The sequence below is a fragment of the Clostridium sp. BIOML-A1 genome (genome assembly GCF_009874105.1).
Lineage (GTDB): Bacteria > Bacillota > Clostridia > Lachnospirales > Lachnospiraceae > Coprococcus.
Genome location: NZ_WWTL01000015.1, coordinates 14,848 through 34,639 on the forward strand (window position 1 = coordinate 14,848; position 19,792 = coordinate 34,639).

Here is a 19,792-nt window from a genome sequence, read left to right on the forward strand (position 1 = left end):
CTTCCTGGCCTAGAAGATGTCGTCAAGCACGTATGTCTGCTCTACATCATCATCCTTGCCCTTCCTGGTAAAGGTCTTGATGCACACAATGTCGCCGTTGGTGTCATACAGTCCGATTTCGCTGATCTCTTTTCCAGCAAGTTCACTCTCTGCAAGGGTACATTCGTATCTGCAGGTTGTGTCGTTCGGGAATGTGTAACCATCAATGGCTTTGCGGAACAATTCCTTATTGAGCCTAGACTGGGATTCCGCCGGTGCAATGACCGTGCCGGAACTGTTTACACCGCCCTCGCCAAACGCCATACCGATAATCTTTGGAAGCGTAATGGCTCCGGCACGTGCCTTAACCAGGTTCTCCCTGGCTTTCTTCGTGATCACCACGTTTTTGCTCTTTTCTGTACTCATTGGATATACTCCTTTCTATAGATTGAATTAAGGTTCTTCTTTCCGTCCAGCGTATTGCTGCCATCAAGAAACCAGTAATTCCTTGTTTTGGTAATGACCTGTGCCTCCACGTCCACATCTTCTCTTTCAATTCCCATGTGATGCGTAACTGCAGCTTCAAGTCGTTTATTGCCGCCTCTGTACTCCAACATAGCGTTGCCGTCGAGTAGCAACTTTCCGTCTAAATAGACAGTGTTCCAAAAATCAGCCTCAAACTCCGAACGGATTGCCGCCCTGGCATCCGAACTTGACCGTAAGCCGTATGTACTTCTTACTTTCATTGAGTCTGCGACTTTGTTGTAGGCGCAGGCAACCATTGCAACGATTGCAACACCCAGTTGATAGCCTCGTGTAACATCGAGCCTGTGTGAGCCGTCCAAATCCCACGAACCGTCCAATAGGTACGTATTCCAAAAAATGATGTCCGAGGCGATCCGGATTGCTCCTGCCTTGACATCATTTTCTGTTTCCTGTTTTGCTCTGAATTTTACCTTCTGCAGGTCTGCGTCTGTCGGGGTTGTAAAACCACCGAGTATATACTTAAAACCAAGCATCAGATTGTATCTCATATACGGATAAAGAAGGCTGGAACCGTCCAGCAGTTTTCTTCCATCCAGCAGATCGCTATACCAAAACGACTCTGCGATATGGAAGATTACCTTTTTCAGATTCATCTCCTCTAAGTTCCGATTGTCTGATACGATCTCGGTTCGGTCATTCATTGTAAACATCGTGTGTGACTGTTTCAGCTCATTCAGCATGGCTCTCGCCCGCTTCGATGCAAGTGTTCCCTCACCCATGAAGTATGCCTTGAACACATTCGGGTGTGGTGCCACAAAACCATAGTCTCCAGGATCATTGATGTCTGCAATTCGTACATCAAATCCGGTAGCAGTTTTTAAGTACCCTTCCATCCGATACGGTGTCATTGGCGCCCGATAGTCTCTCTTCCGGTAAATCAGCTGTCGCCTCTCCTCGTATGGAAGATTTTCTCGCACCGGCAGTCCCCACTTAATCTCATGGTACATCAATCCCCAGGTGGCAGTTTCCGGAAATAGCTGGTTCAGAATATCCTCAGCTATTTCTCTTGCCGTGTCGTACTCCTGGCCCATAACCTCGTACAACCACTTTCCAACATAGGAATTGTCGTAAAAGCCATCTGACACTGAGGCGATCATGTTCTTCGCGCTCTCGCTGACCGGGAAATTCTCTAAATCAAACTTTTCCACATTCACACCCCCTAACTAAAATTAAGGGTACCGGTGTCCGGGTACTCCTCGCTTTTCAGAGTGATGTTCTGCATTTTCCCATTCATTGTGAATGTTTCAAAGTCCTCGACTCCTGCGATTGCAGAAATCAACGGTCTTACGTCGTTGTACCTCAGAACTCCTTCGGTTTTCGCCTGTGCATAGACCGCTCTCACGGCTTCCGTAAAGTCTGCCTTAATTTGCTCGACGCCAGTTGTTTCATCGTAGCTGAGTCCTGTAATAACATAATTTACGGCAACCGTTGTGGCTGCCGCACAAGTCAGTTCTGCTGTTCCGGTAGGAAGCAATCTTGCCGACCTGTCGTTCGGAGAAACGATGTAATTATACACATCCTGCACTAGCTTTGCATTGGCTGGTTTTCCGTTTCCGTCTACCAGCACCAGTTTCACCGTGCCAGGACCATTCCAAACAGGAATAACTATCGCATCTCCTGCTCCTGCCTGCTTCGCCCATCTCTTATAGTCCGTATCGTTCCCCAGGTAGGTCATGCTGTTGTCGTACTCTGCGGCGATCCTGTCGTAAAAATCATCGTCTGTCTCTCTTTCAGTACCGCCACGAATAGGCTCCGGATTGTTAATCTCGGTCACATTCTTATCGGGTACCATCATCAGCACGACCGTATTCGCCGCTACATTAGAACCTGTGCCTGCTTCAACCGCTGATACCGGTATAAGCACTGATCTTTCGCTTCCAACAACCGCATCCTCTGTGGTGGCATACTCAATCGACGGGCCGGTTTCGGTTGCCGCCGTACAGAATACCGTTCCGGATAAAATCTCGGTTCCTTCTGCAGCTGTGATTTTCACATAGCCAAAAGCCGGTTCCGCTTCGTGCCTTGTAAGATGCACCTGGCGACCGTGAAGGTCTAGCCATTCATCCCAGGCATATTCCGGAAACGCAATCATCAGTGCCCTTACAATATGGAAATTGATAATTTCGTCTTTTTCCAATGCTGCAGGCATTGTCATATCATACGGAAAACCACCCGGCATATCGTCGATGTCGTCCGGCAAGTTGTTCATCATTCGCTCGTGAATTTCCTCTGCCGAGTTTCCTTCCAGGAACTCCGGTCTGTTAAATTCCGGCTGCATACTCTCCACCTCCTTTACAAGCTAATCTCTATTTCTTCATCCCAGTTGCTACCCTTTACCTTGAAGGTTACGTGCATCTGATCGCCTTCCCAGGTAAATTGAAAATCCCGGACATTTTCTGCCCTGGGATTTACCATAATCGCATCTGTGATTGTTCTTTCCACCATAGACTCGACAGTTTTTTCATCGTCATTATCCATGGCACGTTCCATCTCGGTACCGATTGAATCGGGGTACGCCAAACAGCGGTACCGCTCTGTCTGTGCAATCTTAAAACACCAAATGGCGAAGGCTTCTTTGCCATCGCATTCCTTGATCCGGTGCGCCCCATCTCTCACGAAGTCTCCCAGTTCCGGGTCCCACTTCATACTCCTTTTGTACTGAGTGTCGTACTGGCTGTCCTCCGAGATAAAATCCGGTACCTCAACAACCGGAAATAGTGGCTGTGACATTTGCCTCGCCTCCTTTATGATTTCTCGATCACATCGATTACGACTGCTTCACTCTGAATCCAGGCAACCAGCACTCGATCTCCTGCTTTCACTTCCGGTATCGTTACACTGTGGCTGTGAAGAGGAACACCCGACGGCGCTTTGTTGAGCCAGCTCTGTTCCGAGGTTGAAAGTGTTAATCCTGCAGCCAGCCTGCAGATCGTGTAGTCTCCCTTCGGTATCGGCACCGGGAATGTGTTCGTTTTCAAACTTCCGTTCGCCTGGATTTCTCCAAAGTCCAAAGTCAACGGAGACTCTGTTTTCTGCGAGGTTCGCCTATCTAACACCTGTGCCAGTTTTGCTGTTCCTGGGTGTCCGTCAAATTGGTCCATCTATATCACCTGCCTTTAATCAAAGGTTCCGTCATCAACCCACCCGTACACATTGCTTCCGCTGTCCGTGTGGATCAGATGCCAAGGGTGCGCTTTTCCGGAACCGTTCTTAATCGTAATCTTTGCTTTTCCTGCCCTGGCTTTGTAGCCTTTTGAGCCTGGGTAGCTGCTCACGTAATGGGTTCCGCCGTGGAAATTCACGATGTCGCCCACGTTGTAATCTTTCTTTTTCTCAGAGCTTGCCTTTTCCTTCTTTGGTTCTGCAAGCTCCAAATCCATCGTCATGCTGTAGGTGTCTGCCGTGTGCTGGATGCCCTTCACGTAGTAATACGACTGGGCCAGTTCGCTCACTACATACACCAGGTCACCTTTTCGGACAAACGGAACATCCGGGGACTGCACTTTGATCTCCTTCTTGATTTTTCCTTCATCGTCTAAGATTTCCTGCGCTGCAGATTTAGCGTCCGCAAGGCTTTCGTCCTTGCCTCTCGTATAAATTCTCTGACGAATACCGTACTTTGTTTCGCCGTTTACCGTGGCTTCAACGCTGGTTCTTCCATCATCGTCTGCCTGCCCTACAACCTTAACCCTGGTAATCATATCTGCTGTACTTATGCTCTGACTGAACATCTGCGTATTATCTGTCCGGAATACATACACCGTCTTATTGCTTCCTCTCGGAATAACAGATGTCTTGCCCTTCCTGGCCTGCACAAAGCATTGCTCCTCGCCTTTCTTCGCTGCATCATCCAGCAGATTGATGATAATGTCTGACAGATACTTATTATTCTCCACTGTTTTACCGTGTGAAGCATTCGGTCCTTGATATGATCCCTGCGGTATCTCCCAATCATCAAAAATCCCTTCTATCGCCGACTTTGTGCCAGTTCCGGAAGGGAAATATCTGTTGTCCTGGCTCTTCTGCAGCTTGTAAAGCTCGTCGTAGCAGGTGCATTTCAGCGTATGTCCTCCGCTCTTTTCAACCGGATTCCACGTTTCCACGTACCCTCGTGCTACTTCCTCGTCCTGGGAAGCGCCGTCTGTTGCGAATACTCCGACCAGGCACCCCGGCTTGATTATCTTCGACAGATAACCCTTGGATGTCTTATCATTCTTCGCCACAAATGAGGTTCTGACGGATAACTCGCCGTCGTTCTCTTCCCATCCGAGGTTTTCAATGTACTCCTTAATGTTGTACTGGTTCTTGCTTTCGTCCATAACCACGACCCGATACTGGATTTTCGCCAAATCAATCATAGCGTGCCTCCTATCCCGGGATTGTCAGGACTTCTCCCGGCCATATCCAGTGGCCGTGATCCGAACTGCTCTTTCCGTGTTTCTTTGCTGTGGACTCTATCGTATCCTTGTTTGTGTCGTAAATTTTCGTCCACTTGGTGCCGCTTCCCAGTTTCTTTGAGGCGATGCCCCACAGCGTATCTCCGGAGACTACTGTATAATTGCCTCCGCTCGATGATGAACTGGCTCTCGGCTTCGTTTTCCTTACAAACGCCGCAATTTTCAGTTCATTTGTGCTGTAGATTTTCAGCGGTTTCTTCTGCACAAACGTAATGGAATACTCGACATTGCCATACGCTCCAACCGGTCTCGGCTGAAATGAAGAAATCGTAACATCCACGTTTATCCACGTTTCCGTTACGATCAATGTAAGCACTGTCTCATTCAACATATAGTCATTCAGAATTTTCACACACTCGTTTGGACTTTTCCAGGCATTCGTTTTGACGATTGCCTCATTCTTCTTTGACGCTCCGAAAAATACACCGTCCCACGAAAACTCTGAAACATCCGTCCCCTTAGGTACCTTTACGGTACCCAGGGAGATGATGTCAAAACTTTGGTACTTGGCTGCATATTTGCCCTGTACCTTTTCGGGTAGAGCCGGGAACGTAAACTTTGAACCCTTTTCCACCGGAATCAGTTTAATATCCATCGCCTACGCTCCTTTCGTGCTTGATACTGGCATATTGGCGAATACCTCACTCAACTTGTCGGCGATGTTTCCGCCAAGTTCGTCTGCGATCTCGCCTAAGTGCCTTCTGATTACGGCAACAATATCTTCCTCGCTCTGACCTTCCTTTGCCTCGATTTGGAAATTCGGGCTTACCGCAACATTTACACTGATCGGACCGGTCTGTGGTGTAGAGGTCGGAACCTCTGAACTTACCGGAGCAAATGTTTCTGCTGAGTTGTCCTCATAATTACCTTCTGTGGTTTCGTTATAGCCATAGGATGCGTTTCTTGTCGCCTCAGTGAATAAATTATGGTCTGATACAATATCGCTCAAATTTGAGCCTTCTATACGACCGCCCTCTGCGTGCTTAGAAACGCCGAGTGCTTCGCCTGCCTGCTCGTACAATTCAAGTGCTCTTGTCCTTCGGCTTGGATTTGTCGGGATAACAAACTCGTCCCAACCTTCCTCTGCCAACCATGACAGCTGAGGGCCGCCACCAACTCGACCACCTGCAGCGTGTTTCGCCGGTGTGGATGTCGTTGTCGGAATTGTCGGCAGCGTCAACAGGTTGTACTTCGGTGTTACGTTTACCGTCGGACTGATGCTGAACGGACTTGCCGTTGCTGTATTAAGAGAGGTCTGCAGGCTGGTTCTCAATCCCGCCGAGCCATTGGTAAGACTCGTTGACGCTCCCGTGTTGAGTGATGTTCCGAGATTTGTACCGGCTGTCTGCCACTCTGACTGCAGCGTAGCAAAATACTCGTTCGAGATAGGACCGTAATTCTCCATGACCGTTGAAAAATCAAAATCGGCCATCTGATCCTGCATATACTGTTGCATGAATGTGCTGAGTGTTTCTTCACTACCGCTGTTCTCCAGGGCGTTGTGAAGTGCTTCTGAATAGGACGTCTTGACGCTCTCGAAATACTCGCCGTAGTAGTCCGACATCTTCTTTTTCAGATCCTCTGTATTCAAGCCGATTGACTCGCCTTCCGTCGGGCCTGTGATAGACTCCATAAGTTCCGTCCAGTCCTCATTAGTCATTGAATCCCAGTCGATTGCTTCCTTGATTTCCTCTGCAGTCGGTACAGAATCTTTGAAATTCTGCATAATCTTCTCTTTGGTGCCATCCGGTACCGCAAGTGCCGTCTGCAAAATCTGAGTCGCAATGTCCGTCTGAACTGCCGTATCGAGATTGAGCTTGTCTAATCCCATCCAGCTTGCCACATCAGCTGCAGTCCAAGTCTGTACGTCCGGGTGTGCCAGCAACGCATTGTTCAAAGCTGTTTCCAACTTCTCCTTCGTGCTTCCCTCAATCTCCGGCATATAACCTTGAAGTGAGGAGTCCCACGCCTCGGCAATCGTTTCCAGGTTGAACGAAGATACTCTTGCGTTAATCTCATTCAGCTGGGCGTAGTAGCCATCGGTCGCCTCTTTCACGGCCGCATCGTACTCTTCCTGCGTGATAGCTCCGTCTGCCAGCTGCAGGTTCAGATTTGTGAGCGTGAGCGTGAGTGCCTGCTCGTACTGATCCGACGCATTGCTTACCTGCGTCTGCAGCTCTTCCTGCAAAGCATTGAAACTATCCATATCCAGCTCTGCGCCGGAATACTTAATCTTCAATGTGTCAAATTCCGCATCCGTCCTGGCCTGCGAAATCTTTCCTGTGATAGCCGAAATCTGATCCTGCAAGCTCTGAATTTCTGCAGACTCGTCAAGACTGATAACGCTATCCTCTAAGGCAATATCCACTTTTCCGCTGAGTTCTTTTCCCAAGTCGTCCAGCTGTTTCTTCATACTGCCGTAGTAACTGTCGATACCGCTGGTGTCTGCGTCGGTTCCAGTGAGCAGTTTCAAAGCGACTGTCGCCTCGTAATGGTTGTTGTCAATATAGGACTGGCTGTCGCTGATGAAGTTTTCGATTGCACTCTTGTAATCGTCCTTCTGCAGTTCATCCAGTTTCATTCCTAAGCTGACTTTCCAGTTCTCCTTTTTCAAGGTCGATACTGATGATTGCAGGTCGCTAAGTGCCTGCTGTGTGTCGCTAGTTGCTGTTGTGAAGGTGTTCAGTCCGTCCGTCATATCGCCGAATGTAATATCACTTGCAATACTCTTGACCTCTTCCAGGGATAACTTAATCTTTCCGAAAGCATTCTTTGCCACGTTTTCGCACTCTTCCTGGAACATAGCTGAAAACTGCTCCGCAGAAACCTCGCTATCGTTCATAGCGTCCTGCAGAGCCTTATTCTGAAATCGTACATCTTCGATTGACAAACCGGTTGCCTGGAAAATCTTCTGAGCTTTCTCGGCTTCCTTCTGCATTTCTTCGACATTATCCTGGTACTCTTCTTTGACCTTATTGCCCTTGATCCATCCTGCGATACCTCCGACACCGGCACCGATTAAAGCACCGACCGCTGTACCAAGACCAGGAATTACAGAACCAAGTGCTGCACCTGCCGCCGCACCAGCTGCTACGCCGCCTGCTTTCCAAGCGGCTGAACCACCGTAAGCGGCTTTCTCGTCCTTATTGTCGGACTTGATAGATTTATACAAATCCATTGCACTACTTACGAGCGTTGCACCACCGGCAATCGCTCCTGCTCCTGCACCCATTCCGACTGCAGATAAAGCTCCTGCGCTTAGTGATGCTCCCCCGGCCAGGTTTCCTGCTCCGAGGTTGATTGCCAGCATTGCCGACTTTCCGAGAAGTCCGGTACCCATTGCAGACGAACCAAGCATTGCTGCCCCAAGTCCCATCTCTCCGGTTCCCGAACCTAATACTGTCTTTCCTGCTTTTCCCAGGCTGATTGCTCCCTTGCCAAGACTGATAAACGGACTGGCAATCTTACCGAGCAATACCGCTGAGAATACAGACGACAAATCTGCAGACTTACCGCCAGGAAGCAGTTTGCCCGCATTTGATACCAAATTACCGAGTCCGTCCATCAACTTCGCAGATACGGCATCGAAATCAAATCCCTCTGAGAAGCCTTTGGCGAACGACGCTCCGATACTGGTTCCCTCGTCGAATGTTTCCGAGATGTCAATACCGAGCATTGTCATAACGCCGATCTTAATTCCGCTGCCGATGCCTTTTCCGATGTCTCCGGCGAAATCAGCAAATTTTGCTTTTCCTTTGGTGTCCCACCACTCCTTGAACGGATCAGCAATAAATTCATCCCAGCTCAGTTTCACCTTGCCGAGGAAATCTGCGTTTTTCCATTCTTCCGACTCTGTTAAGTCGTGGAATTTCTTCTTCATGCGGTCCACCTTTGTATCTACCCAGTCCATCATTTCATCAAGACCGGATTCAACCGCTGGCATCTGATCGGTAAGCCAGTCTGCCAGGCTTCTCACGTATGGAGATAGTCTCTCGCCAAATGAGATTTTCACTCCGTCTACTGCGCTCTGCAGTAACGTGATAGAACCCTGCAGGTTATCCATCATCGTTTCAGACATATTCGCTGCCGCTCCGTCTGCATTGTTGATGGCGTCTGCCAACTTGTTATAGTCCTCTTCTGAGGCATTCAAGATAGCAAGCAAACCTTTCTGTGCCTGTGTTCCTGCGATTGTATTTGCCAGGTTTGACTTCTGCTCAGCCGTCATACCTGCCGTAGCCGTCCTTAACTCACCCATCACATCGGATAAATCCCTGGCTTGTCCGTTGGAATCAAAAAAGCTGATGCCTAAGTCTTTCATAGCATCAGCCGCTCCGTTGGTGTTCGTCGATAATCTCGTGAATATTGAGTTGAGTGCCGTACCGGCCATTGTTCCCTTAATTCCAGTATTTGCCATTAAGCCTGTCATAAGGGCAACATCTTCTATGGAGTAACTGAGCGATCCTGCCATAGAGCCTGCATATTTGAAAGTCTCGCCCATTCCGGAGACTGTCGTGTTCGCATTTGATGCAGCCGCCGCCAAAACATCTGAGAAGTGTCCGGCATCACCGGCTTTCATATTGAACGCCGTGAGCGCATCCGTAACAATATCGGATGTCGTTGCCAAATCTTCTCCGGAAGCTGCTGCCAAGCTGAGAATACCTTCGATACCATTCAGCATATCGTCGGTTTTCCATCCAGCCATCGCCATGTAATTAAACGCCTGCGCCGACTCTTCGGCTGTGAATTTCGTGGTTGCTCCCATTTCCTTCGCCTTATTCGTCAGTTTGACAAGCTCTGTGCTGGTGGCTCCGCTTATAGCCTGGACCTGTGACATTGCGGCCTCGAAGTCCTTGTATGTCTCTATCGTGTCTTTCAGACCGATACTGACTCCCAGGACCGCTCCGACTTGGAAAATCGGATTTTTCAACAGGTTTATGATCCCTCGAACCGGGGAGGTTATGAGGTCAATCGCTCGCATTGTAACGCTCCACGTTTTCCCTGCAAAACTCCTTAACCCATTACCCAGCGTAGAGAGTACCGGACTGATTCGTTCCTTCGCTTCAAGCAGGACTTCGTACTTTTCTTTCGCCCAGCTTGCCAGGCTCTTTTCGGTTTTCTGAGCTTGCTTGTCAAACTTGGAAACTGTGTCGCTCGCTTTCTTGGCTGAACTATTCGCACTATTGGCCGCTCGTTCCATTTTCTCGAATTTCTTCGTAGCATTGGAGACTCCCGGATCGGTATTATCGACCGTCTCAATAGGAATTTCGATTCTAAGTGTTTCCGCCACCGTCATTACCTCCTTTCTGTGATTCTAGGGTTGTCCGCATAGACGCAAGCATGAACGCCTGCACGCCTTTCGGTTTCTCGTAAAATTCATCGGGGGTTATTCCTGTCTTTTGGAATATGTGATGCAACAAGCACATCTTGCCCCCGGCTTCAATTAGTTTTTTGCTACTTCCTCAATGTTGCTCTCGTAGCCGCTGAGGGTGTCGATCGCATCAATAATACGGTCTTTCTCGCCCGCTTTAAGGGTGTACTCGATTACATCCAGGCCGGACATAATCTGAAATCCTTTGCTTTCAAGCGCCTGCCATACCTTCTTGTTGTCCCATAACTTCTCTCTATCCTCTGCGATAGTCGCCTTGTGGATGATTGCTGACTGGTACTTGATACGGTCTGTGTCCTCCGGCATCTTGATACCGAGCTGCTTATTACGAACATACTTTGTAAATTTCTTACGGCACTTGTCGTACTCCTCTGAGCCGAGAGGTCTGATAGAGAATGCAAAAGCGAGCTTGCCGTTTCTGACAATCTCAATTCTCTGTGTTTCCTCTTCATCGGAAGCGAAATCTGCAGCCGCAATCAGACCTGCGATGAAGTCCTCCTCATTCGCTCTGATTACCTGCTTTGTTTCCTCTTCGTTTGTCTCCACTGTACTTACTGCAGGCTGAGTATTCTCCTCAGCTGTTGCCTCGCCTACTGTTACGCCTTTTACAAATTCTTTAGCCATTTGAATGTCCTCCAATTCTTTTTGATTAAATAAAGGGGAACCGCTCCGGCTCCCCTACTGGTTTCGTATGTGGTACTCCTTATCTGTCTACGCCGAGTAACGACTGTAACTTAGGCGGTCTGTTGACAAAGAAGTTCCAGTTTCTCTTGATAACATCGCCGACAGTGACATTCTGAATGTCAATCTGTCCGGAAGGAATACACTCCTTGTAAACCACACGCTCCTCAGAACCATTACGTCCGAGAAGTGAACCCTGGAAGTTCCAGTGCGGCGGGATCTGAGTCTCTAATGCCTCCATGACCTCTACAAAGAACTGGTCGTCCTCTACTACGATCTGAGACATCGTGAGGCTGACAGCAAATGTGTTGGCTGTCTCATGTTCCTGTGCATCTCCAAGCACACTGTACTTAGCATTGTTGTAGTTCACGTTGGAAGTGAACGTATCAACGGTCGCAAGTAAAACGCCGTCCTCACTGTAGAACGCTCCGTCCTTACCGGTACGTGCGTGTCTTGAATCACCGGCGGCTCTCTCGTTTCTAATCATCGCTTTTTACCTCCTTCTACTCATTGGTGCTGAAACGGAAAATAAAGCTGAGGTAGATATGCTCCATAGAATCCTTGTCGATCACATCGATGTCGAACCATGCGGAGTCTCCGTCTGCTGTGTAAGCAGAACTCTCGCTTACTGTGCAGGCTACCAGCTTGCCTTCCTCTCTCATTGCATCACCGACTGCCTGCAGCTGAGAAATTACAGTTGCTCGACCGTTGGTATCATTGTCTACCTTGCCTACCAGGTTGTCAGAGGTGGTATTGATACGTCTGATAAGCTCGAAACGAGTCTTAACACGGCGAATCTTTTTCCAGCCATCGTCCTGGTTGTCCTTCGGCGTAATGAGGGTATTGATTGCATTATCAATCCACACCTGCTTAGCCTTGTTATAGCTGAGTACCAGGCAACCTTTCTTCTCTGCAGCAATCATTTCAGTGTTTGTCAGCTTTTCCTTGATCTCGGAGAAGCCGCTGACTACTGTATGAGTGAGCGAAGAGTTTGCCGCTACTGCGCCGATCATACCAGCAATACGTGCTGCAGTCTGATAACCGTCGATCTCCGTACCCTGCTCATTCACATGGGCATTGAGAACGTAGTGCATCTTCTCGTCATTGAATGAAGCGGCGTGTGCTTCCCTTGTTTCCAGGTCTACCGTGTGCTTCTCAGCAACGACCGCCTGTGTAAGAGATGCCGCATCAAAAATACGATTGATGAAGCTCTGCAGAAGCAGATGTACCGAAGTGTCCTCGGTATCGACACAGATTGTGTTAAACTCATACGCCTCTACCTGCTTAAACGCATTGGAGTAGTCCCCATTCGTTACCTGCGGATCAGTTCCCTTTGTAAACTGGGACTGAGACACATTCTGTAATGTTACGGTGCCGGACTTGATAACCTCTGCCTTGAAATTCTTGGAAGATGCCAGTGCATCCACAAGGGCATTAGCTTCGTCTGTTCCGGCGGCAAATTCCACCTTCTCAAACTCTGTTGTACCGGCATAAAAAATGCACTCTTTGAGAGTGCTGTCTGAGAGCTTTTCACGGACTGTTACTACAAAGTCCTTTGCTCCTGGATATTTTGCTGTGATGCTTACTGCATCTGTGCTTTCGCTGTCCTGCAACTTGATACTGCCCTGAGTGCCGCCGTTACCGACTCTGCAGGCGATGATCGTCTTTGCGCCACCGGCGATTGCCTCTTTCATTGCATCCGTAGTAAGTGCGGTACCGAATGTTCCTTCGTAGCCATCCTCTGCAGATAACTCGATTGCCTCGTTGAGAGGACCGAAATCTGCACGGAAGATTACTGCGGTAACACCATTCATAACGCCAGCAGCGGCATTTCCGCCTTTCTTCTGAATGTTGAAATAGGTACCAGGACGCACCTTAGTTTCGCCTAAAATGAATGTTCCTGCCATTTCTACTTAACCTCCTTCTGTAAGAACTTGCTTACAATTTCCTTTGCCTCTGATACTGTGTACTCGGCTTTGCCGTCAGTTTTCAGAGCGGCTACAACGCATTCCTGCATTGTGCCGAATACGCTTCTTGCGTTGCCTGCAAGCTCGCTTACTGTGTAAACGGACTCTGCAGGGGCCTTTTTCTCCGGCTTCTTTTCTGCCTTTGTTTCAGCAGGTGCCGGAGTTGCTGTTTCCTTAGCCATGCTTTACCTCCTTAACTGTAATTTCCATGAGCTGCCATAAGCACATGAGGCTTAGCCTTGTACCTAAGCAATCCATAGTGACCTGTGATGAATACCTGGCCTTCCTTCAAGTAGTCAGATTTGTAATTCACCTGCAGTCTCTTAATGAACATAGGCGAATAGTCCAGCATAATTACCTCTCCGTCGAGTGACAAATGGTTGGCAATATCTGCGGCCATCTTCAATCTCACTGTGCTTTCCGGGCACAAAACATGGACGGCAATTCTACCGTCCATCCAAGCTACTGTATTCGTTTCTTCCTGCTTCTCAGATGAAATCAGTCTGCAGTAAACCACCGGCTGATCCGCCGAGGCTTCGGTTATCTCCTCCATCCGGTCATACCCCATCACCAGACATTTCGGGTACAATTCCTTGATGTACTTATCAACCGCCATTACTGGGTCCGGATCGGACGTTTCCATAGACGGATATTCCAGGATGTCAAATCTGACTTCACAGCCGATTACAACACCGGCTTTTCCTGCATCCTCGCCCATAGTAAACGCATCCGTTCTCGCCCAAGTAAAGCAGTACGGCGTACCGCCTTCCGGAAGAAGGATCACATCACGCAGGCATTCCTTCACGATAGGCGCTATGTCCTCCGGGAATACATCTGTTGTGTTCTGACAGAATATCGATACCGAAAGACTACCGGCGCTGTTTCGTTCTTCGTTTGCCTGCAGGTCATAGTTGTAAGTTACCATAGGGTACTGCGTTTCACCGCCCCACCCTTCCTGTTCGTCGCCCGGTGCTTCCGGACTAAAAACAGCAGGCACACCGTTGTAGGTTGTAAGCCTCTCTGCGAGTGCTGCCGTACTGACGAACCTTTTCTGAATCAGTTCTTCCAGCTTCACTCTGTCGCTCCTTCCTCAGTGTCCTGCTTTTCGATGCCGTAGGTCTTGACCTCCGACATATCGTGTGAATATCGGATTTCCCACTGAGCGTCTACCGCTTCATCAATGGGAATCCGAAAGTGATTAGTTACATTGCCGATACCCGGATGATATTGGACGATCAGCTCCTTCTCGGTGGCTGATGTTACAAATCCGGCTTTACCTTCCGGCCATGTGCGATGCTTGCCATAGACCAAATCGCCCCTGGCAATCTCGCTCAAATCGAAGGTTGCTATCGGCTGTTCTACTACCAGTGCCATATATCATGCCTCCTTAGCCATACGGCTCCTTGTAAATTTTCTCAATTTCCGGGGTTGCCTTCTCCTTGATCTTGTCTACGAATGGTCTTGCTGCCATTTTCTTCGTTCCGTTTTCAAGGTAGCCAGCATACTTCTCTTGGCTTTCCAGCTCTGCAATGATTTGGACTCCGCCACCAGCGGTACTGCCTTCGCTCTTTACCTGGCCATTCCAGTGCATACGGAGATTTCCTGTACGTCTTGCCGGTGGTTCTCCTGGTGCCGAAGCTGTGTAGGTCGCTTTGCTGTGCGGCTTGCGATATGTTCGCCCGCTTCTCTGACCTTTTAGCACTTCCAGTTCTGCGTTTCTCATAGCATTCACTGCCCTAGCGCCCCTGGCTACGACTTGCCGGTTGATTTTGGCTACCTGTCCTTTGACTGTTGCCCTTATGGCACTTCCTGCGCTCCCTGCTTTTCCATCGTTCCACAGTTTCATTTGACATCCTTCCTTTCCTCGGCGTAGTAGATTGTGGATATACCCAAGCTACCCACCTCGTCCAGGTCGATGATGTAAAACGTGCGATTTCCGAGTATGAGTTTATCGGACTTCTTTGCTTCCGGACTTCCCGCCTGCACAATCGTATGGGTGCAAACACGGTCTCTCGTTGAATGAGATTCCTTCTGTTCCTTCGTGGACTCGGCAAGACATCCTCTGATGATCTTTGAGCCGTCTCCCTTCGGGGCGTTTGCTACCCTTCCACTTGCTGTTACAACCTGCGTATTTGACTCGACAACAAAATCCTTGAATAGGTTTCCCGGCCTTAAATACATAAATCTCGCATTTATCATCCGTTCCACACCCTCTCGTTTTCGTGCATTCCTGTATGAAAGTAAGGCGGACCATCTACCCCATTTCCGAACCGTGGCACTGACACCGATTCTGCCTGGACCTCTTTTTTCAGCTTGTCGTAATCTTCTTTCCAAAGTTTCGCCCTGCCATTCATATCCAGGCTGAGAGGACCGGTCTTTGTGTTGACCTCATACGCAAAACGGCGGCACAAACTTTCAAGAAGCATCAGCTTCGCACGCTTCCACTTATTCGGGTATGCGTCGATTGCTGCTTGTATCTCCTCGTCGGTCAATGCCGTCGTATCTGCCAGGCCCTCTACCATCGTGTCTCCAAGTTCAAACCTCATACGGTCTTTGCCAAACTCCGTGATGTTTCCCGGCTCATATGTGTATGCACCTTTTGACATTAGGTATCAGCTCCCTCCGTAATGCTGTCTGTGGTTGCGTTACCGCCTACGGATTCGTTTGAATTGCCGTCAGCGGAGAATAAAGTGTCGTGCTGTTTCTGAGCCGCTTTCTTGACCGTAGCGCGTGTGTCTAAGGCGTGAAGCAAAATCAGAACGCTGTCCGACTGTACGTTGGCTACTGCCTTTGCACCATCGTCCGCATTCATCTGCAGTACATCGACCACAGACTGAATATCCTCTGCACTGCATGAAACCGCCGTCACATTGTCACCCTCGCCCTTGACTGTTACGGTAAAACCGGCATTGTCGGAGTCGAACGGTTCAAGCTCTGCGATTGCGGACTGGATCATTTCATCTACCTGCTCCTGCGTAAATCCTTTGCCTGCATTGGCGACTGCATCGGCGATCATCTTATCTACCTGCTCCTGCGAATAAAGGGCACCGGACTGTTCCGGTACCCCTGCTTCGTCATTTGCGGCTGAGATTACGCCGAGCTTTTCTTCTCTCTCGATGTTTACCACGAGTTCTGCTGGGATTTCATCCCCGATGAAGAATTTTTTGCCGCCATAACTGCAAGGCTTCTTTGCAATTAATCTCATGGCGAAACCTCCTTACACTGCGTCGTAACCGAAGAACGCAAGATCATCTGCAGTTTTCTTCATGTCGTAAGCCATAAGACCCTCGACAAACTCAGAATGTGTTCCGGCCTCACCCTGGTAGTTGAGTACCGGAAGTAAGATGCCGTTCTCTAACATGTCCCAAGTGAAGATGTAACCTGCAGAAGGCTCCTCGATGGAAGGTGTATCTGTTGCATACGCTAACAGGAATGAGTTAGGATCGCCAATGAACTGCATATTTGCAGCCTGGCCTAAACCGGCTTTGTTCTGCACGGTCTGATCGATAACAATTCTGTCAACTCCGAAGAGCTGTGCAAGCACGTTCTCGGTAACATTTGCAGGATTTGCAGTTGTACCGCCAAACTTCACTCTCTCGAGGATTGCAGGGTGTACCTTCAACGCATTAAATACGTTGATACCGAGTCCTAATCTGTTAGGAGTACGGCCGGTTGCCTGTCTCATGGCAGTTTTCTTTGCATCGAAGAATGCAATAGGATCGCTGTTGCCGTTGCTGAACTTAATGAACTCATTTCCGGAAACAGTTGTATCATCCTTGCCCTGTCCTTCATTCGCCCATACTCCCTGCTTCATAAAGGACTTGGAGAAATCCGAATCCTGGTGGATGTTTGCCTGTGCTGCCATAACCTTAGTTCTCTGCTGGCGAGGGTCCGCAGTACGAGGTCCCTGGCGGCGGTTAAGGTCAGTCTGACGAATGGAGTCGATACCCATAATCATCTGATCTACCGTACAAGCATAGGTCTCTGTGTGTTCAGAGATTACTGCAGGGTCAACCTTGCCGTATGCAGGCTTTCTCTGCCAGTTATCACGTAACAGATCCTCTTTGTCGAATACATAATAGTTGTCAGAGGATAACCCTACCGGGCAAACCGGGAACATATTCTTTGCAAGGGTCGTTGAATCCTGCTGATAATAAGCCAGCGCCATAGTGGAAAGCGCTGTATGTGGTCTGAAAGCACCCTTGGCAATGTCTGCCTGGATGCTCTTTGTTGTTCTTTTCATTTACCATTTCCTCCTTCTTTATTTTGCGGCATTCTTCTGATACTTGGAAATCTGAACTCTCACATAGTCATTCTCAGCTGCATTGCTGAGCGCCACGCCGATCACATAATCTCCGTCAGCTGCCTTTGTTGCTTTTCCTGCGGTTGCAGTTACCTCTTCGCCCTTCTTGATGGCTCCGCCAGCAAGAATGTAGCCGATGTCCTTAATCTGAACATCTACCTGGTCGCCCTTTGCAACCTTTCCGGACTCTGCTCCGGAGATGTCGTTATAGCCTGCCTCAATAATTGCAATGCCTACGATAGGTGCTGTGCCGTCGGTTGCTACGACTACATCTCCATTCTCGTCATATTTGAGAATGAGGTTTCTCACATCGTCGATAGCAGCACCGGCCTGCTCTGCGATTGTCACAGACTGGTTAATCTGTGAGCCGTTGAAGTTTCTCTTTGCCATGGTCTTTTCCTCCTTCCTTAAAATCCTTCCTCAGCGTCGTATGCGTCCATAAGGTCCGGGTTATCTTCCCAAGCCTTAGCCAACGCATCCGTATAGCTCATGGAAGGTTCTTTCTGCATATAGCTCTTGGCGATACCTTCGATCTTGCCCTCTGCATCACTTACGTGCATAGAGTTGTGGCCGGACTTGCCTACCTCGGAAAAAACGCCGGACTTGTTGACCGCTTCCACGGTGGCGTCAAGAACGGCGATCATATCGTTGTATGCAGTTCCACCGGTAGCTCTGAGAGATTTGAGCATAGGTACAAGCTCCTCTTTCTTCTTGCCGATGATTTCATACTTGCCTGCTACGGCTTCAAGTTCTCTGTTCTCAGCATCCTCACGGAACTTTCTGAGTGCTTCGATTTCTGCCTTAACAGCAGGATTGAGTCCCTTGTAGATGTCCTCGCCATCTGCAGGTGTTTCCTGGTTCTGCTCAGGCTTCTCAACAGACTTTGTTACCGCAGGTTTTCCCTCCGGAGTCTGCTCTGTCTGAGCCGGGTCGTCTGCCACGCCGTATCTCTTCTCAATATCTTCGAGAATGAGAAGCTCAGCCTGGGTCATTTTGCTCTTGTCGATCTTCATATCTTCGTTGTCTCCTTTCGACTGTTTCTTTTTGCCCTGGTCCTTTTTGTCCTCTGTGTTTACCTCCGGATCGTCTCCTTCTCCGGCAGGCTTTCCAGCGGCGGTCTGTGCCTTCTCGATGTTGTCATTCAGCCTTGCAGCCGCAGACTTCATCATTGCCAGGTCACTCTCCGTCACCTCGTCACTCTTTACGATGTTGATTACCTTTCCGCCGGACCAGTTGCTAATCGCTTCCTTCACTACTGCAGTGAACTCGTCAAGGCTCTCATTCATCGCTGTTGCTGCGCCGGTGCTATCCAGCTCCTCGTCATTCAGAATCGAACAGAGGCTTGCCTGCAGTGCGTAGCATATATCCCAAATTTCATCAGCAATCTTTCTGTTCTTGATTTCATTGAAACGCTCGTTGAAACTAACAGAGTTGCCTTTCAGAACTTCCTCTACTGCACTGTCGATCTCTTCCTGGTTCATGCCGGCCTTTTTGCCGATGAAACCGAACAATCGGCTGACAAAACCATTCTTATCGCCATTCTCTCCTGTGGACTGCCCCTTTTCGCCTTTACTCTTTGTTAGCTTAATGTGAGCATCCGGATTTGCACCCTCATCTACAAAATCAACCTTGCTGATTCTGAGATTTTTTAACTTTGTTGCCACTTTGCTTCCTCCTTTCCGCAAGATTTATATTAAAAAAGACACCTTTGCGGTGCCTCTCCTAATAACGGAATGATGTTTCTGTTGCTGATAAACTCTTCTAACTGCTCTACTGTGGACTCTCGCAGGTTATTCAAACCGTAGCGGTCCATAAATTCGAGCAGGAAATCAGAAAAAGGCACCATATCGGATGCCTTGCTGATCTGTTTTATCAATTTGTTCTTTTTGCTTAGATTTGTCTCCATAATGTGAACTACCTATGCCCTTATTACACTCTCGTATGTGGAATTATAAGGTTAAGACTGCTGAAAAACTCAATACGCCCCATTTTTACAAGGTGTTTTCATCTTCTACTTCGACTCTCTCGGCTTCTCCTTCGATTGAGAACATCGGATATGTGCCGTCCTTAACCTTTTCCCATACATCCTCGTCGGTTACTTTGAAGCCGATCCACCAACCAATCGGAAGAGTGCCTGCCGGGATTCCCATTGCCTGCATTTTCTCTTCCGTGAATACCACGGATTCAACCAGGACTGCAGCTCCGCCTCTTTCGTGCATTTCTCCGCCTTCACGATAGAGTAATACATACTGGTATGCTGCGTTTTCCAGTTCTTCCGGCTCGATGATGTCCTCCTGCCAGTCCTCAATCTCTTCTCCGTCAGCACGGATAGCCACATTCGCCCAGCCAAATGCCAGGTGCTTGTCGTCGTCGGACTTGGCAATCTTAAACCTGCCTTTAATCACATTGCTGGCAGGCTCTTTCTTCTGCGGTTCTGCAGACTTCTTGATGAAATCAGAGAACTTCTTCACTT

The 19,792-nt window shown here is 48.8% G+C and carries 23 protein-coding genes; all 23 read right to left on the reverse strand.

Annotation, left to right across the window (positions count from 1 at the left end; genetic code table 11):
- Positions 1 to 9: 9 nt before the first annotated feature.
- The gene (locus GT641_RS11250; RefSeq protein WP_118488076.1) at positions 10 to 405 is read right to left on the reverse strand and encodes a phage tail protein; all 396 of its coding nucleotides are present in this window, start codon (positions 403 to 405) and stop codon (positions 10 to 12) included.
- On the reverse strand, positions 402 to 1,673 hold the full coding sequence (locus tag GT641_RS11255; RefSeq protein ID WP_161117587.1) for a putative phage tail protein: 1,272 nt from the start codon (positions 1,671 to 1,673) through the stop codon (positions 402 to 404). Before GT641_RS11255 ends, GT641_RS11250 begins: the two co-directional genes overlap by 4 nt.
- 11 nt (positions 1,674 to 1,684) lie before the next feature.
- Positions 1,685 to 2,803: a baseplate J/gp47 family protein gene (locus GT641_RS11260; protein ID WP_161117588.1), complete on the reverse strand. Its 1,119-nt coding sequence runs from the start codon at positions 2,801 to 2,803 to the stop codon at positions 1,685 to 1,687.
- A 14-nt stretch (positions 2,804 to 2,817) separates the two neighbouring features.
- On the reverse strand, positions 2,818 to 3,255 hold the full coding sequence (locus GT641_RS11265) for a DUF2634 domain-containing protein (protein ID WP_161117589.1): 438 nt from the start codon (positions 3,253 to 3,255) through the stop codon (positions 2,818 to 2,820).
- 14 nt (positions 3,256 to 3,269) lie between these two features.
- Entirely contained in the window at positions 3,270 to 3,626 is a 357-nt protein-coding gene (locus GT641_RS11270) for a hypothetical protein (protein WP_161117590.1), read from the reverse strand.
- 15 nt (positions 3,627 to 3,641) lie between these two features.
- Entirely contained in the window at positions 3,642 to 4,883 is a 1,242-nt protein-coding gene (locus GT641_RS11275) for a hypothetical protein (RefSeq protein WP_161117591.1), read from the reverse strand.
- Positions 4,884 to 4,893: 10 nt separating this feature from the next.
- Positions 4,894 to 5,577 carry a LysM peptidoglycan-binding domain-containing protein gene (locus tag GT641_RS11280; RefSeq protein WP_161117592.1) on the reverse strand — a complete coding sequence of 228 codons (684 nt, stop codon included), beginning with the start codon at positions 5,575 to 5,577 and terminating at the stop codon, positions 4,894 to 4,896.
- Positions 5,578 to 5,580: 3 nt separating this feature from the next.
- Complete coding sequence (locus tag GT641_RS11285) at positions 5,581 to 10,269, reverse strand: phage tail tape measure protein (protein ID WP_161117593.1); 4,689 nt, start codon at positions 10,267 to 10,269, stop codon at positions 5,581 to 5,583.
- A 153-nt stretch (positions 10,270 to 10,422) separates the two neighbouring features.
- Positions 10,423 to 10,992 carry a hypothetical protein gene (locus GT641_RS11290; RefSeq protein ID WP_012742934.1) on the reverse strand — a complete coding sequence of 190 codons (570 nt, stop codon included), beginning with the start codon at positions 10,990 to 10,992 and terminating at the stop codon, positions 10,423 to 10,425.
- Between the two features lie 79 nt (positions 10,993 to 11,071).
- Positions 11,072 to 11,536, reverse strand: coding sequence for a hypothetical protein (locus tag GT641_RS11295; protein WP_012742935.1), 465 nt, complete (start codon positions 11,534 to 11,536; stop codon positions 11,072 to 11,074).
- Positions 11,537 to 11,552: 16 nt separating this feature from the next.
- Positions 11,553 to 12,956: a phage tail sheath subtilisin-like domain-containing protein gene (locus GT641_RS11300; RefSeq protein WP_117502444.1), complete on the reverse strand. Its 1,404-nt coding sequence runs from the start codon at positions 12,954 to 12,956 to the stop codon at positions 11,553 to 11,555.
- Between the two features lie 2 nt (positions 12,957 to 12,958).
- On the reverse strand, positions 12,959 to 13,198 hold the full coding sequence (locus tag GT641_RS11305; protein ID WP_012742937.1) for a hypothetical protein: 240 nt from the start codon (positions 13,196 to 13,198) through the stop codon (positions 12,959 to 12,961).
- Positions 13,199 to 13,209: 11 nt separating this feature from the next.
- Entirely contained in the window at positions 13,210 to 14,091 is an 882-nt protein-coding gene (locus GT641_RS11310; protein WP_161117594.1) for a hypothetical protein, read from the reverse strand.
- Positions 14,088 to 14,390, reverse strand: a complete 303-nt coding sequence (locus tag GT641_RS11315; protein WP_012742939.1) for a DUF5026 domain-containing protein — start codon at positions 14,388 to 14,390, stop codon at positions 14,088 to 14,090. Before GT641_RS11315 ends, GT641_RS11310 begins: the two co-directional genes overlap by 4 nt.
- A 13-nt stretch (positions 14,391 to 14,403) precedes the next feature.
- Positions 14,404 to 14,739 (reverse strand): hypothetical protein, encoded by a 336-nt coding sequence (locus tag GT641_RS11320; RefSeq protein ID WP_243093940.1) that lies wholly within the window; start codon positions 14,737 to 14,739, stop codon positions 14,404 to 14,406.
- 119 nt (positions 14,740 to 14,858) lie between these two features.
- Positions 14,859 to 15,215: a hypothetical protein gene (locus GT641_RS11325; protein ID WP_118096189.1), complete on the reverse strand. Its 357-nt coding sequence runs from the start codon at positions 15,213 to 15,215 to the stop codon at positions 14,859 to 14,861.
- Positions 15,212 to 15,622: a hypothetical protein gene (locus GT641_RS11330; RefSeq protein WP_012742942.1), complete on the reverse strand. Its 411-nt coding sequence runs from the start codon at positions 15,620 to 15,622 to the stop codon at positions 15,212 to 15,214. The genes GT641_RS11325 and GT641_RS11330 overlap by 4 nt, the downstream gene beginning before the upstream one ends.
- On the reverse strand, positions 15,622 to 16,221 hold the full coding sequence (locus GT641_RS11335) for a hypothetical protein (RefSeq protein WP_161117596.1): 600 nt from the start codon (positions 16,219 to 16,221) through the stop codon (positions 15,622 to 15,624). The genes GT641_RS11330 and GT641_RS11335 overlap by 1 nt, the downstream gene beginning before the upstream one ends.
- A gap of 12 nt (positions 16,222 to 16,233) precedes the next feature.
- Positions 16,234 to 17,259, reverse strand: a complete 1,026-nt coding sequence (locus tag GT641_RS11340; protein WP_161117597.1) for a hypothetical protein — start codon at positions 17,257 to 17,259, stop codon at positions 16,234 to 16,236.
- 18 nt (positions 17,260 to 17,277) lie between these two features.
- Complete coding sequence (locus GT641_RS11345) at positions 17,278 to 17,709, reverse strand: DUF2190 family protein (protein WP_117483401.1); 432 nt, start codon at positions 17,707 to 17,709, stop codon at positions 17,278 to 17,280.
- Positions 17,710 to 17,726: 17 nt separating this feature from the next.
- The gene (locus tag GT641_RS11350; protein ID WP_161117598.1) at positions 17,727 to 18,983 is read right to left on the reverse strand and encodes a hypothetical protein; all 1,257 of its coding nucleotides are present in this window, start codon (positions 18,981 to 18,983) and stop codon (positions 17,727 to 17,729) included.
- A 29-nt stretch (positions 18,984 to 19,012) separates the two neighbouring features.
- Positions 19,013 to 19,225 (reverse strand): hypothetical protein, encoded by a 213-nt coding sequence (locus tag GT641_RS11355; protein ID WP_117483403.1) that lies wholly within the window; start codon positions 19,223 to 19,225, stop codon positions 19,013 to 19,015.
- Positions 19,226 to 19,310: 85 nt separating this feature from the next.
- Positions 19,311 to 19,790, reverse strand: a complete 480-nt coding sequence (locus GT641_RS11360; RefSeq protein ID WP_012742948.1) for an XkdF-like putative serine protease domain-containing protein — start codon at positions 19,788 to 19,790, stop codon at positions 19,311 to 19,313.
- Positions 19,791 to 19,792: the final 2 nt, after the last annotated feature.

Coding starts and splice junctions, on each gene's coding strand:
- GT641_RS11250 (WP_118488076.1), bottom strand. CDS start 405: ATGAGTACAGAAAAGAGCAAAAACGTGGTGATCACGAAGAAAGCCAGG.
- GT641_RS11260 (WP_161117588.1), bottom strand. CDS start 2,803: ATGCAGCCGGAATTTAACAGACCGGAGTTCCTGGAAGGAAACTCGGCA.
- GT641_RS11265 (WP_161117589.1), bottom strand. CDS start 3,255: ATGTCACAGCCACTATTTCCGGTTGTTGAGGTACCGGATTTTATCTCG.
- GT641_RS11270 (WP_161117590.1), bottom strand. CDS start 3,626: ATGGACCAATTTGACGGACACCCAGGAACAGCAAAACTGGCACAGGTG.
- GT641_RS11275 (WP_161117591.1), bottom strand. CDS start 4,883: ATGATTGATTTGGCGAAAATCCAGTATCGGGTCGTGGTTATGGACGAA.
- GT641_RS11280 (WP_161117592.1), bottom strand. CDS start 5,577: ATGGATATTAAACTGATTCCGGTGGAAAAGGGTTCAAAGTTTACGTTC.
- GT641_RS11290 (WP_012742934.1), bottom strand. CDS start 10,992: ATGGCTAAAGAATTTGTAAAAGGCGTAACAGTAGGCGAGGCAACAGCT.
- GT641_RS11295 (WP_012742935.1), bottom strand. CDS start 11,536: ATGATTAGAAACGAGAGAGCCGCCGGTGATTCAAGACACGCACGTACC.
- GT641_RS11300 (WP_117502444.1), bottom strand. CDS start 12,956: ATGGCAGGAACATTCATTTTAGGCGAAACTAAGGTGCGTCCTGGTACC.
- GT641_RS11305 (WP_012742937.1), bottom strand. CDS start 13,198: ATGGCTAAGGAAACAGCAACTCCGGCACCTGCTGAAACAAAGGCAGAA.
- GT641_RS11315 (WP_012742939.1), bottom strand. CDS start 14,390: ATGGCACTGGTAGTAGAACAGCCGATAGCAACCTTCGATTTGAGCGAG.
- GT641_RS11320 (WP_243093940.1), bottom strand. CDS start 14,739: ATGAGAAACGCAGAACTGGAAGTGCTAAAAGGTCAGAGAAGCGGGCGA.
- GT641_RS11325 (WP_118096189.1), bottom strand. CDS start 15,215: ATGATAAATGCGAGATTTATGTATTTAAGGCCGGGAAACCTATTCAAG.
- GT641_RS11330 (WP_012742942.1), bottom strand. CDS start 15,622: ATGTCAAAAGGTGCATACACATATGAGCCGGGAAACATCACGGAGTTT.
- GT641_RS11335 (WP_161117596.1), bottom strand. CDS start 16,221: ATGAGATTAATTGCAAAGAAGCCTTGCAGTTATGGCGGCAAAAAATTC.
- GT641_RS11340 (WP_161117597.1), bottom strand. CDS start 17,259: ATGAAAAGAACAACAAAGAGCATCCAGGCAGACATTGCCAAGGGTGCT.
- GT641_RS11345 (WP_117483401.1), bottom strand. CDS start 17,709: ATGGCAAAGAGAAACTTCAACGGCTCACAGATTAACCAGTCTGTGACA.
- GT641_RS11355 (WP_117483403.1), bottom strand. CDS start 19,225: ATGGAGACAAATCTAAGCAAAAAGAACAAATTGATAAAACAGATCAGC.